General features: G+C 53.3%; 12 protein-coding genes. 8 read left to right on the forward strand and 4 right to left on the reverse strand.

The genetic code is table 11. From position 1 onward, the window contains the following. Positions 1-71: 71 nt before the first annotated feature. On the reverse strand, positions 72-1,301 hold the full coding sequence (locus D7S44_RS14870; protein ID WP_120456131.1) for a LysR family transcriptional regulator: 1,230 nt from the start codon (positions 1,299-1,301) through the stop codon (positions 72-74). 126 nt (positions 1,302-1,427) lie between these two features. Here D7S44_RS14870 and galB point away from each other — a divergent pair, with 126 nt between their 5' ends. The 5 genes from galB (at position 1,428) to D7S44_RS14895 (ending at position 6,186) form a co-directional block, all read left to right on the forward strand. Beyond that, entirely contained in the window at positions 1,428-2,168 is a 741-nt protein-coding gene (gene galB, locus D7S44_RS14875) for a 4-oxalmesaconate hydratase (protein ID WP_120456577.1), read from the forward strand. Next, positions 2,165-2,881 carry a 4-carboxy-4-hydroxy-2-oxoadipate aldolase/oxaloacetate decarboxylase gene (locus D7S44_RS14880; protein WP_120456133.1) on the forward strand — a complete coding sequence of 239 codons (717 nt, stop codon included), beginning with the start codon at positions 2,165-2,167 and terminating at the stop codon, positions 2,879-2,881. The genes galB and D7S44_RS14880 overlap by 4 nt, the downstream gene beginning before the upstream one ends. Before the next feature lie 2 nt (positions 2,882-2,883). Then, positions 2,884-3,978, forward strand: coding sequence for a 4-oxalomesaconate tautomerase (locus D7S44_RS14885; RefSeq protein WP_120456135.1), 1,095 nt, complete (start codon positions 2,884-2,886; stop codon positions 3,976-3,978). Beyond that, positions 3,978-4,853, forward strand: a complete 876-nt coding sequence (locus D7S44_RS14890; protein ID WP_120456137.1) for a DUF1932 domain-containing protein — start codon at positions 3,978-3,980, stop codon at positions 4,851-4,853. Before D7S44_RS14885 ends, D7S44_RS14890 begins: the two co-directional genes overlap by 1 nt. Positions 4,854-4,953: 100 nt before the next feature. After that, positions 4,954-6,186 carry an MFS transporter gene (locus tag D7S44_RS14895; protein ID WP_120456139.1) on the forward strand — a complete coding sequence of 411 codons (1,233 nt, stop codon included), beginning with the start codon at positions 4,954-4,956 and terminating at the stop codon, positions 6,184-6,186. 12 nt (positions 6,187-6,198) lie between these two features. On the opposite strand, the gene D7S44_RS14900 is transcribed toward D7S44_RS14895, so the two are convergent. Beyond that, positions 6,199-7,095: an alpha/beta fold hydrolase gene (locus tag D7S44_RS14900; protein WP_120456578.1), complete on the reverse strand. Its 897-nt coding sequence runs from the start codon at positions 7,093-7,095 to the stop codon at positions 6,199-6,201. A gap of 394 nt (positions 7,096-7,489) precedes the next feature. Here D7S44_RS14900 and D7S44_RS14905 point away from each other — a divergent pair, with 394 nt between their 5' ends. The 3 genes from D7S44_RS14905 (at position 7,490) to D7S44_RS14915 (ending at position 11,042) form a co-directional block, all read left to right on the forward strand. Continuing rightward, entirely contained in the window at positions 7,490-8,737 is a 1,248-nt protein-coding gene (locus tag D7S44_RS14905) for an aromatic amino acid transporter (RefSeq protein ID WP_120456580.1), read from the forward strand. 466 nt (positions 8,738-9,203) lie between these two features. Further along, positions 9,204-9,635, forward strand: a complete 432-nt coding sequence (locus D7S44_RS14910) for a DUF2569 family protein (RefSeq protein ID WP_120456141.1) — start codon at positions 9,204-9,206, stop codon at positions 9,633-9,635. Positions 9,636-9,881: 246 nt separating this feature from the next. Continuing rightward, on the forward strand, positions 9,882-11,042 hold the full coding sequence (locus D7S44_RS14915; RefSeq protein WP_158591265.1) for a colicin-like pore-forming protein: 1,161 nt from the start codon (positions 9,882-9,884) through the stop codon (positions 11,040-11,042). A 23-nt stretch (positions 11,043-11,065) separates the two neighbouring features. Here the strand turns inward: D7S44_RS14915 and D7S44_RS14920 are convergent, their stop codons facing one another. Further along, the gene (locus D7S44_RS14920) at positions 11,066-11,455 is read right to left on the reverse strand and encodes a hypothetical protein (RefSeq protein WP_147402109.1); all 390 of its coding nucleotides are present in this window, start codon (positions 11,453-11,455) and stop codon (positions 11,066-11,068) included. Between the two features lie 82 nt (positions 11,456-11,537). Next, on the reverse strand, positions 11,538-12,290 hold the full coding sequence (locus D7S44_RS14925; RefSeq protein WP_120456148.1) for a FadR/GntR family transcriptional regulator: 753 nt from the start codon (positions 12,288-12,290) through the stop codon (positions 11,538-11,540). Between the last annotated feature and the right edge of the window lie 183 nt (positions 12,291-12,473).

The following is a 12,473-nucleotide window of genomic DNA, read 5'->3' on the forward strand; positions in this document are numbered from 1 at the left end:
AATAACAGCCCTGAAGATGCCGCAAGCGGGCCTGTAATGCAGGACGGAAGCGGGTAGCGTATGAATTTCGTTTAGGAAGCGTATGGCGCGGCTTCAGCGTTAATAGAATCAATTAACGCCAGCGTAGCGGGAGAGTGAAGTGCGGTATGCCGCAGGGTGATGCCAATTTCACGTCGCGTGTCCGAGAGCGGTAAAGTCAGCGGCAACAAAGCGCCGGCGCGCAATTCATATTCCAGCTGATGGCGGGAGACCGCCGCCACCATATCGGAGTTCATCAGAAGTCCGCGTACTATCGCCAGATCGCCGCTCTCCACGACCGGCAGTGGAGCAGGCATTCCCAGCGTTCTGAAAGCGCGATCCAGCAAATGCCGCGCCGGCGTATTATCGCGCGGCAAGATCCACTGAGCGCTGGCGAGATCGGCAGGCGCCAGCGGTTTGCCCGCTAAAGGGTGCTGCGGCCGAACCACCAGCACTAACTCCTCGGTAAACAGCACCTGACTGGCGATATCGTTGACCTCCTCATCATGGCGCAACGCGCCCAGAATCAGATCCACCTCGCCGGCGCGTAATTCCGTGACAAGAGCGCTATAGGCGCTCTCGTTAGTAACCACCTTAACCGCCGGGTGCGCCGTCACAAGGCGCGCGATGGCGCGAGGCAAAATGGTACTGCGGCACAAGGGCAGCGCGCCCACGTTGACCGTGCCCTGCAATACGCCCGCCTGCGCCGCCAGATCTTCCGGTATGTGACGAATTTCATTCAGCGCGCGGCTGATATGCGGTGCCATTTCCCGCGCGGCTGCGGAGGGGATCATGCCTTTGGGCGAACGCTGGAATAAGGCTATACCCGCGCCTTTCTCCAGCACTTTTAACGCGGCGCTGACGGCAGGCTGGCTGATATTCAACAGGCTGGCCACGCTCTGCGTATGGTGTAGATGATAAAGCCGCAAAAAAATTTGCAGTCGCCTGACGTTAAACAGCCAGACAGGCTCGGCGTCATCACGCAGGCTTTCCCGCTGTTTAAACCGCGCCAGCAGGGCTGGGATCTGATTCAGCTCCTGAATGGCGCGCTGCGCGCGAGGCAACACGCATTTGCCATGCTCGGTTAATAGCATGCCGCTGGCGTGCCGCTCAAAAAGCGGGACGGCTAATGTGTGTTCCAGATCACGTATAGAACGCGTAATTGCAGACTGGGTCCGAAATAAATTTTCTGCAGCGCTGGAGACGGTACCCCTTTCGGCAACCATGCAAAGAGAGCGTAGCTGCATGATTTTAATATCATTATCTTCCTGTTTTCTTTTCATGATTACCTGGGGTTAAGACGGGATCGTAATCACAACATAAATAAAAATCATAGCTGACGCAATGAAAGGCATTATTCGCCTGAAAAGCCGCGTGCCAGGATGAAAAAAACGCAACAGCAGGGAAACATGATGGAAAACTCAGTGAAAAAAAGTGCCTTAGTGGTAAGTGCGCATTCTGCTGATTTTGTCTGGCGCGCGGGCGGGGCGATTGCCCTGCATCATTCTCGCGGTTATGACGTGCACGTAGTGTGCCTCTCCTTTGGCGAGCGCGGAGAGTCAGCGAAGTTATGGCGCAAAGGCGATATGACGGAGGAGAAAGTAAAGCAGCACCGTCGTACTGAAGCGGAAGCCGCGGCTAAGGTGCTGGGCGCCAGCATCGAATTTTTTGACTTAGGCGATTATCCGCTGCGTGCCGATAAAGAGACGCTGTTCCGCCTGGCGGATGTGTTTCGTCGCGTACAGCCGCACTTCGTGCTGACACACTCGGTTGCCGACCCCTACAACTACGATCACCCTCTGGCGGCCCACCTGACGCAGGAGGCGCGCATTATCGCCCAGGCTGAAGGCTATCGTCCGGGCGAACCCATCGTAGGCGCGCCGCCGGTTTACTGTTTTGAACCTCATCAGCCGGAACAGTGCCAGTGGAAGCCGGATGTGCTGCTCGATATTACGTCCGTCTGGGACAAAAAATATGAAGCCATTCAGTGCATGGCCGGTCAGGAACATCTGTGGGAATACTATACGCGCGTGGCGTTGCAGCGCGGCGTACAGGCGAAACGCAATACCGGCATCACTTCTACCCGCGTTATCACCCACGGCGAAGGGTATCAGAGTCTGTTCCCGCGCGTAACTGAGGATCTGGCATGAGTCTGGTGAATAAAAAGGGCGTCGTGGTTCGCCATATTGAGCGGGCCAGCAGCGAGTTAGTAAAACAGTTTGCCCGGTATGGCGTGGCGACGGTTCATGAAGCGCAGCAGCGTCAGGGGCTGCTCGACGTGCGGGTGCGGCCTGTTCAGCAGAACGTTACCGTTTCAGGTAGCGCCGTGACCGTATTGGTCTCTCCCGGCGACAACTGGATGTTTCATGTCGCGGTAGAGCAGTGCCAGCCCGGCGATCTGCTGCTCGTTGCCCCCACGTCTGATTGTTATGACGGCTTCTTTGGCGATCTGCTCGCAACCTCCTTAAAAGCGCGCGGCGTCGTGGCGCTGGTAGGGGATATCGGTATCCGCGACAGCCAGACGCTGCGTGAGATGAACTTTCCCGTCTGGTCACGCGCCGTCTATGCGCAGGGCACCGTTAAAGCGACGGTGGGCTCGGTGAATGTTCCGCTGATCTGCGCCGGCCAGCTGGTTTATCCGGGCGATATCGTGGTCGCGGATGACGATGGCGTCGTGATCGTGCCGCGCGCGGATGCCGCCGCGGTGGCGCAGGCTGCGGAGCAGCGCGTCGCTAATGAGGAGAGTAAGCGTGTGCGGCTGGCGGCTGGCGAGCTTGGCCTGGATATTTATCAGATGCGCGCGCAGCTGGCAGAAAAGGGGTTGCGCTACGTCGATTCTCTGGATGAGCTGCAGAAGAGTTGATCATGAAACAGACCCTTATTCCCTGCGTATTAATGCGTGGCGGCACCTCTAAAGCCGCCTGTTTTCTCGCCAGCGATCTGCCCGCCGAGGCGCCGCTGCGCGATGAGGTGTTACTGGCGGCGATGGGCTCGCCCGATCCGCGCCAGATTGACGGCCTGGGCGGCGCCGATCCGCTGACCAGTAAAGTCGCGATTATTTCATCTTCCGCGCGCGCGGATGCTGATGTCGACTACCTGTTCGCCCAGGTCAACGTCGATAAAGCAGTGGTGGATTACGGGCAAAACTGCGGCAACATTCTTGCTGCCGTCGCGCCTTTCGCGGTGGAAAAGGGGTTGATCAAGGCGCAGGGTGACGTCACGCGGGTGCGTATTTTTATGGTCAACACCGGTCAAATCGCAGAGGCGCGTATCGCCACGCCAGATGGTGCGGTTGAGTATCAGGGCGAGACGAAAATAGATGGCGTGCCCGGCTCTGCCGCCGAACAGGTATTGAACTTCCAGGATATTGCCGGTTCCACCTGCGGCGCGCTACTGCCCACCGGGAACGCACGCGACACCTTTGATGGCATTGAGGTGACCTGTATTGATAACGGCATGCCGGTGGTATTGCTGCGCGCCGCCGATCTGCAACGCAGCGGGCTGGAAACGCGCGAGCAGCTGGACAACGACGATGAGCTGAAAGCGCATCTGGAGTCGATTCGCCTGCAGGCGGGGCCACGCATGAACCTGGGGGATGTGGCGAAACGCACCGTACCGAAGATGACGCTGATCGCCGCGCCGGAAAAGGGCGGCGCACTCACCACCCGTACTTTTATTCCCCACCGCTGCCACGCTTCGATCGGGGTGTTAGGGGCGGTGAGCGTGGCGACAGCCTGCCTGATACCCGGTTCGGTAACAGAAGGGCTGGCGCAGGTCAGCGAGGCGCAGGAACAGCGTCTGGCGATAGAACATCCCGAAGGTGAATTCAGCGTGATGCTCACGCGGGATGAGGCGGGCAACGTAGTAAACAGTGGGCTGATTCGCACCGCACGCCTGCTGTTTGAGGGGTGTGTCGCGATCCCGGGTTCGCTTTGGCCGGGCAAACGGGGAGAAGTGTAATGACGCGCATAGCAGTGATTGGCTTTGGCGAAGCAGGGCAAATTTACGCGCAGGACCTGGCGCGCGCCGCAAATGTGCGCGTCTGGGATAAAAAGTTTCTTACTGAGCAAGGCGCGTCGTTACGAGCGATAGCGGAACAGGCCGCGGTTCAGCCAGCCAGCTCAATGGCGGATGCGCTGGAAGGGGCTGAATTTGTGCTGTCGCTGGTTACAGCAGGAAATGCCCTGGAGGTCGCCGCGCAGGCGGCGCCGCTGCTGGGTAGCGGACAGCTTTTTCTCGACTTCAACTCCGTTGCGCCTGAAACCAAGCGCGCGGCGGCGAAGGCGATAAAAAAGGGTGACGGAGACTATCTGGACGTTGCGGTAATGGCTCCCGTTCCGCCTAAACGATTGCAGACGCCGCTGCTGACAGGCGGCGAAGCGGCGGCTCGCGCCGCAGTCGCCCTGTGCATGCTGGGCTGCAACGCACGCGCGGCCAGTAACAATATTGGGGACGTTTCGGCAATCAAGATGTGTCGCAGCGTGATGATAAAAGGTCTGGAGGCGCTCACCACCGAGTGCCTCAGCGCCGCACAGCACTATGGCGTGGAAGAGGCCGTTCTTGCTTCGCTGCATGCCAGCTTTCCATCGCTGGGATGGGACGATCAGCTGCCGCACTACCTTATCAGCCGGGTTGCGGAGCATGGCGTCAGACGCGCCGAAGAGATGGGGGAAGTGGTTAAAACGCTACAGGATGTCGGCGTCGCTGCGTTCATGAGCAAGGCAACGCAGCAGATACAGGCTGGTCTGCCAGCAACCATGGCTGAGCGCGGCGTGAGCTATCAGGAATTAACGCCTTTCGTCTGGCAGGAGACGATGGCGCGTCTCGCCAGATAAATTTCTTCACCTGACCAGAATAATTATTCCATGCATCTTATGGCCTCATCTTTTCTGAGAAGAGGCTTTTATTCTTTTTATTATAAACGGCAGGTGAATAATGAAAGCAGGATGGTACAGCGAATTAAATAAAGACGAAAAGAAAACCTGGTGGGCCTGTCTGGGTGGATTTACGCTGGATTCCATGGACAGCACCATTTATTCGCTGGTCATGCCGATATTATTAAGTCTGGCGATCCTGACTAAGTCGGAAGCGGGTATTTTAAGTTCAGCATCACTCATTGGCAGTGCGCTCGGCGGCTGGAGCGCGGGTATGCTTGCCGATCGCTGGGGACGTATACGCGTGATGCAGCTGACAGTGTTATGGGTAGCCTGCTTTACGGCGCTGACGGCGCTCTGCGGTGAATTCTGGCAGTTTTTGGCCGTCCGTTTTCTACAGGGGTTAGGCTATGGCGGAGAGGTGGTAGTCGGCGGCGTGTTGATCAGCGAAGTGATTCGCGCCAGCTATCGTGGCCGTGTCGGCGCTTCGATCCAGAGCGGCTATGCGCTTGGCTACGCGATATCGTTAGCGGTATTGCCGGTACTGCTTAATTTCTTTCCACAAGAGTTAGCCTGGAAGCTTTTTTTCCTTATCGGTATTATTCCGGCTGTGCTTGTCTGGTTTATTCGTCGTCTGGTTCCGGAATCGCCCGTTTTTACCCGCACCCGTGAGAACAGGCAAAAAAGCAAAATAGGTGATATCTTTCATCAAAAGCATCGGCGTATAACCGTGACGGCGACGCTGCTCGCCAGCGGCATCTTCGGCGGCGCGTACATTATGATCACCTGGCTGCCTACCTATTTACGTATGGAGCTGGGATTGCCGGTGGTATCTATGTCCGGCTATTTAGCGATCAATATTATCGGATCGCTGGTAGGGCCTTTTATTTATGGCAGATTAAGCGATAACTTAGGGCGCTGGAAAACCATTATCCTTTTTCTGATTGGTCAAATCGTCGTAGTCAGCGTCTATATGTTTGCTGACATTAGCCTGAACATTACGCTGGCGCTGGGGTTTTTCCTGGGCGCGTTGCAGGGCGGGTTAGCTTCAGGTTTAACGCCCGCTTTCTCGGAGCTTTACCCTACCTCTATCCGCGGGAGCGGCGCAGGTTTCTGCGCCAGTTTTGGACGTGGATTCGGCTCGTTAATGCCTGCGCTGGTGGGCATCGCGTCCAGCCAGATCCACTTAGGCTATGCAATGGGCATACTGGCTATTACATCCTATGCCATCGGGATTATCGCTGCGCTCTGCCTGCCCAATGCCACCGGCGTCGATTTGGCAAAAATAGAGTAAAGGACGGGCCCCCTATTGGGGGCTGCCTGTAAAGAAACGCGCTAATGCCTCCGCGACAGCTTCGGGTTTTTCCTCAGGCAGGAAGTGGCCGCACTCTTTAATGGTTTTTCCTGCGACATCGGCGGCAAAATCACGCAGCGCGGCGGACATATCAGGGATTGAACCTTGATCGGCGCTTAAGCCCAGTACCGGCATCATGAGTTTACCTTGTTGAGATAGCGCCCGGTTCTGCTCAGCGGATAAGGCCGCGGAGCGGTAAAACGCCAGGCCAGACCGCATGCCGCCGGGAGCGCCGTAGATCCTTAAGTATTCCGCGATTGCCTCCTCGCCGTAACAGGCGGGGCTGGCGGTTTTATTCCAGAAAAACCATTCAAGATAGGCTCTCTCTCGCCCTGCAAGCAGTATCTCAGGGAGATCCGGCACGGCGTGAAAAGAGAAGTGCCAGGTTTTCCAGGCGTTTCTGGAAGCGGTGGGCAGCATATCGGGAAGGGTAACGCCCGGGATGCCAGCATCCATTAATACCAGCGATGCGACTTCGTCAGCAAATAAGTGTGCATAGGGAAAGGCGACCCAGGCACCGACGTCATGAGCGGCAAGGCAATATCGCTTGACGCCAAGATGATCCAGCAGATCGTGAACGCGGTGAGCGACGGTGTGCGTGTCGTAGCCGTCGAGTGGCCGATCGCTGTCTCCCTGGCCGGGTAAATCCAGCGCGATGATATGAAAGCGATCACCAAGCAGCGGCATAACGTGTCGCCAGGCATACCAGCTCTCTGGAAACCCCGCCACCAGAACCACGGTACTCCCTTCCTGCACGCCGCCCTCGACATAGTGAAAGCGCAAACCCTTAGCCGTGGCGAATTTATGGCTGAAACCTTCTGGCGGTGACGGCATAGTTCCATGAATCATAATCTTGTCCTTTAGGTAGAAAGAAAACGCTGTATCGCAACGCGCCGCTCGGGCGATCCAGGCGGGCGTCGCCAGGGTCTGCATCACGCGATAAAAATGAATGACACCTGCTCAGACCCGCACTGGCGGGGCCTGCGCGATGGCGGCATCGCCTCCCTGTTAAATTAGGAAACGGTCATATCCTAATTGTGGCGCGCAGAATGCGTCAAGCTTCATATCCGCTTTTCTTCAAGAGGCGCAGGGATAAACACAACCGTTTAACCGGTGCGGCGTTGGGCGCGGCTGGCGATAACCATAGCGTTTGACGTGCCGGGACCGGTTGAGCCTGGACAGAACCACCCGCTAATGAGGTATGCTCTGCCATCGCTTTTTAGCCTTTTTATCGGAACACGTAATGACAGAAACAGCATTAGCACGGCGCCAGCCTTCAGTATGGTGGGGCGCCATGATTATCTGCGGAACGGTGGTAGGCGCAGGGATGTTTACGCTGCCGGTTGTAATGGCTGGCGCCTGGTTCGGCTGGTCGCTGTTTATCCTGCTGGTCAGCTGGGGATCGATGCTGCTGTCGGGGCTGATGTTTTTAAAGGCCAGTCGCTATTTCCCGACAGGCTCTGGCTACGATACGCTGACTCGCGCATTGTTAGGACGCGGCTGGGCCGCCATCAATGGCCTGAGCATTCTGTTTGTGCTGGGCATTCTGACATATGCTTATATTTCCGCGAGCGGACCGGTCTATCAGCATTCCCTTAACAGCGCGGGCCTGCCGGTTTCAAACGCGGGCGCAAAAGTGATCCTGACGCTGTGCGTTGCCGTCGTCGTCTGGCTGGGAACGAAAGGGGTCAGCAGGATAATGACTTTTTGCGTGCTGGCCAAACTTCTGTTGCTGGTCTCCGTTTTTGGTGGATTGCTCACGCAGGTAAACCTGTTCACCCTTACCAATGCGGGTTCTGAGGCGCAGTCTTACTGGCCTTATGCATTAGGCGTGCTGCCATTCTGCCTCGCGTCGTTCGGTTATCATGGCAATATTACCGGCCTGATAACCTACTATGCTGGCGAAGAGAAGAAGGTCCGACGCGCTCTGGTGTTCGGCACCCTGATGTCGCTGATTATTTACCTGTTCTGGATGACCGGTACGATGGGCAATCTGCCGCGCGCCTCGTTTCCCGCCGTTGTGGCGGCCGGGGGGGATATTGCCGCGCTGCTCGCGGCATTACGCGATCGTCTTCATGTGGGCGCGCTGACATTTATGATGACGCTTTTTTCACATTTCGCGGTTATCGCATCGTTTTTAGGGGTGACTGCCGGTCTTTTTGATTTTATAGCCGATCGCCTGAAGCTGGGTAACACGCCTCTGGCACGTTTTAAAGTTGCCTTGCTGACGTTTGTTCCCGCTCTGAGCGCCTCGCTATGGTTTCCGAACGGTTTTCTGGCTGCCATTGGCTTTGCCGGTCTTTTCGCCACGCTCTGGGCGGTTATCGTTCCGGCTTTGCTTTATATCAACGCGCAGAAGCGTTTCGCTGAGCAAAACGGCAGGGATAGCTTGAGATGCATTCTGCCAGGGATAGTCATCACCTTTGGTGTGTTAAATATCCTGGCCTGGACGCTGAGCTGGTTTAATTTACTGCCTGTTTTTCAGGGTTAGAGAAGAATGAACGCTAACAGCCTGTCTGTAAAAGGCAGGCTGTTAGTAAGGAAAGAATCCATATTTTGCTTAAAAATCGCTTAGCGTCAGATAACCCAATGCCTTACAGGCAGATGCTCTATCCCTATTCTGAGGCCTGAAAAAAACGTCTCTCTGTTTGCCTCCTGTATATGCTCTTATGCTTCCGAAAACCCGTCGATCCTCTATGGTTTGCTTCTCTTTTGATACCAGAAGTTATATGTGAGCCTGCTTTACTTGGTTGATTTTTAAATTTTTTCTGGGGAATGGGGGGACATTCTAACATCACAGGTTATTTTGAATTGATAATGATTATCATTATTATTTACAGGTGGCGACAGTTATGATATCTAAGTAACACTGCTTTATTTCAGTTTATAGGGTGAAAAACTCATATCAGGGCAATAAGTCACATGAAAAGGATACTGCCGAAACGAAGGAGATTCTGATGAAGAAAGAGAACGAAATAAATGGTTTTTTATACTTACCCGCAATTGGTCTTTTGTTGACGTGCATAGTGGGAACCTTCAATTTGTATAAAATAACCAAAATGCTTTATATGCAAATCAGTGAAGATAAACCTGTGGTGCTGTGGTTTTCAATTTATATGGTCATTGTCGGCATCATCTGTCAGTTATGGACCTATTACGCGACAATACTATTCTACTCTCAGAAGAAAAAAGCCATAAAAGCTATGGTAATACTTTATATCCTGAACTTTATAAGCTACACACCGATGTTCCTTTATCTCCATTTTTCCAAAAATATCCCCATGAGTTTAAGAATGCAGTCAATCGTTATTGCAGGGGTCGTTGGCGTAGTAATCTGGATCCCTTATTTTATGAGGTCGCGTAAAGTGAAGGCAGTATTTTATAAGTAATTACGTAGGGTCAGCGCTTGGGAAGGGGGTAATAATTCATCTCGAGTCGGATGTAGTCAAGAGGTTAACGATAATTCGATAACGTTAAAGAGAATGCTCTGTAAGATTGGGTAGAAATAAATATTGTGGAAAATAAATTAATAGGAGGGGTAAAAAAGTAAACATTCCATGATCTTAAAAGAATCAGGCTGCACTTTAAATTTAATCAAATACACAAAAATCCCAGTTAATTATCTGGAGGGGTATATGGCTAAAGTCGCTTATTATAAAGATGGGATACCTTACGAGGCATCGGGTCAGGTAATTATTAACATTACAAACGCGAAAACTTACAGTGACGGGGCTGGTGGCTATGAAGAAAATTATGGTATGGGCCTGGTGACGAAACCAAATTCTGTTTCAGTTACTATTGATCCATTGGCTTTGGCCGATAATGTGCCCGCTATTCACAGGCAAGAAATGTTGGTGCAGATGGAAGAAATAGATCTGCAGCAGAAGCATTTGGATCAGGCTTTACTTACCGCACAGCAAAATACTGCTCGTCTTGGAAGCGCGTATTTGTCCTTACTGAATGCGGGTCCCGCCGCCCGTGCACAGGCGCTGGTAGCCTATCAGAATGCAGTGGTAGCCGAACTGCAGGCTAAAATCGCTTCTGAACAAGGTAGCCTGAAGTATATTGAGATAGATATTATTATGCAGCAGGGCCGCCTGTGGTGGCCGTCAAGTGATGACGATGCAGCACAGGCGCAGGAGTATATTGATGCTCGGGCGATAGATAAGGCTAACGTCGAACAACTGATTCAGGCTGACCAACAAGGTCTTGCTGAGATGCAGGCCGCAATGAAATCAGTAGAGACGGTAACGGCGGAGATTGAGACTGCCGTGAAGTTTACTGCGGACTTTCTGAAAAATTTAGCGGATAAATTTGGTGAGAAAGCTGCGCAAAGCGCCCAGAAGCTTGCAGATAGCGCGCAGGGTAAAAAATTACGTAATGCTGATGAAGCACTTGCCGCGTTTAATAAGTATCAGGCAACTATCTATGCCAAATTTGGGGTTCAGGATCGCCAGGCTATGGCTAACGCGCTTGCAGCTTTGGATGCTAATGCTTTAGCCCGTAATCTCGTTCAGTACAGCAAAGCGCTGAGCCTGGTTAGCTATGGAATCGATGGCTGGATTCTGGTCAGAGAATTAAAAAATCCCCTTAATTCCGGAGACTATAAGCCGTTCTTTCTCAAAGTCGAAAGTATGGGGGCCGCTTATTTAGCCACGGAGCTAGTGGCCTGGGTATTTGCCGTTATGACAGGAACGGCTATCGGTATCCTGGGCTATGCATTACTGATGACCGTGGTGGGTGCGCTGATTAGCGACCAGATTTTGGATAATATAATAACGACGATATTTGGTTAACCTCGGGCTGTGACTGAGTAACTTCAGCGTTTAATCATGCGCTGAGCAAGCCAGCACAGACCGAGAGGTACGGCAAATATAAGCGCAATAAAGCCCACCCACCTTCCCCAGTGAGTGGGTTTCATCAGCGTCGGAAAGATGCGGTATATAAAATCAACGCCCATCGGGAAGAAAAGGGATGAGCAAAGGGCGAATGCAATAAAACTGGTCAGATAACTTACTTCCGCAGTATCATTATATGTAAGCCCTGTTAATACAAAAGACCAGAAAATAGCGCTGTATATAAAATACTTTATGTAAAAAAATTTATTCATCATGTAATAACCGATAAGAAATAAAATGGACATTACCATAATACTATTTTTCGGTACTGAAAATGGGGGCTGCCCGACACGTTTGACCAGAAACATCACAGGCAGAACGGTTACGCTCCAGGCTGGCAAAGCCGGGCATGTCGCCCCGCCTGGCCCTGAATCTTTACTGCCGCAAGCAATCTCACTCCTGCACACGCTCAAAGGTGGCAATGACCCGATCGATATGTTGCTTCATCGCGACTCGCGCGGCTTTCCCGTCACGCTTTTCAAGCGCAGTGAGAATTGTCAGGTGCTCCGTTTCCGAAACAATCGGCATATCGCTCGGCGTATAGTGCGCCTGGAGCATACGGAACATACTGCCATAGCGATGGCCAAGCAGATGACCGATGATAAAACCATAGGCTGGATTGCCGCTCGCCTGGGCAATGCGAATATGAAATAAGCGGTCGCCGGGATGGGTGCGTGACTGCGCGCGGTTATCTTCGCAGTTTTGCAAATAGGCTGCGCGGATCAGCGCCAGTTCCTCGTCGCTGGCATGTACGGCGGCAAGCGCAGCGGCCTCCGGCTCAATCAGGCGCCGCGCCTGCAACAGCGAAAACGGCGGCAGTTCGGTGGAGAAATCCAGGTTAATCCCCAGTTCATCGTCCGGCTCGATCCACTGATCGCGCCCGGCCTGTATCATCACGGGTTCCTGCGTACTCGAACGTGCTTTTACAATCACGCCATTGCCAACTTTCACATCCACCAGCCCAATCACTTCCAGCGCGATTAACGCTTCACGTACCGATGCGCGACTCACCTGTAGCTGCTCGGCCAGCTCCCGCTCCGCTGGCAGGCGGCTGCCGGGAGGAAATTCATTATTGTCGATAAGCTTGATTAGCTGGTCAGCTATCTGTCTGTAAAGCCTTGGGTTTTCCATCTTCTTTATCGGCATGGCACTGCTACCTGTCTAAATAAATTAAGTGACCAGATGCACAAATAATCGTCAGGGCACTTGTCAATGTTACGCAAATGTCAATAAAACGTAATGCGTCAGCGAAAAAGTAGCCAGCGATATTTGCTAACCCGGAAGGGCAAAATTCACTCTTAATGGCCTGACCATTAGATCTTTGGACCA

The organism is Pantoea piersonii (assembly GCF_003612015.1).
GTDB lineage: Bacteria > Pseudomonadota > Gammaproteobacteria > Enterobacterales > Enterobacteriaceae > Pantoea > Pantoea piersonii.

Excerpts from the sequence above, each read along its gene's own strand:
- D7S44_RS14870 (WP_120456131.1), bottom strand. The coding sequence starts at position 1,301 with ATGAAAAGAAAACAGGAAGATAATGATATTAAAATCATGCAGCTACGC.
- galB (WP_120456577.1), top strand. The coding sequence starts at position 1,428 with ATGATGGAAAACTCAGTGAAAAAAAGTGCCTTAGTGGTAAGTGCGCAT.
- D7S44_RS14880 (WP_120456133.1), top strand. The coding sequence starts at position 2,165 with ATGAGTCTGGTGAATAAAAAGGGCGTCGTGGTTCGCCATATTGAGCGG.
- D7S44_RS14885 (WP_120456135.1), top strand. The coding sequence starts at position 2,884 with ATGAAACAGACCCTTATTCCCTGCGTATTAATGCGTGGCGGCACCTCT.
- D7S44_RS14890 (WP_120456137.1), top strand. The coding sequence starts at position 3,978 with ATGACGCGCATAGCAGTGATTGGCTTTGGCGAAGCAGGGCAAATTTAC.
- D7S44_RS14895 (WP_120456139.1), top strand. The coding sequence starts at position 4,954 with ATGAAAGCAGGATGGTACAGCGAATTAAATAAAGACGAAAAGAAAACC.
- D7S44_RS14900 (WP_120456578.1), bottom strand. The coding sequence starts at position 7,095 with ATGATTCATGGAACTATGCCGTCACCGCCAGAAGGTTTCAGCCATAAA.
- D7S44_RS14905 (WP_120456580.1), top strand. The coding sequence starts at position 7,490 with ATGACAGAAACAGCATTAGCACGGCGCCAGCCTTCAGTATGGTGGGGC.
- D7S44_RS14910 (WP_120456141.1), top strand. The coding sequence starts at position 9,204 with ATGAAGAAAGAGAACGAAATAAATGGTTTTTTATACTTACCCGCAATT.
- D7S44_RS14915 (WP_158591265.1), top strand. The coding sequence starts at position 9,882 with ATGGCTAAAGTCGCTTATTATAAAGATGGGATACCTTACGAGGCATCG.
- D7S44_RS14925 (WP_120456148.1), bottom strand. The coding sequence starts at position 12,290 with ATGCCGATAAAGAAGATGGAAAACCCAAGGCTTTACAGACAGATAGCT.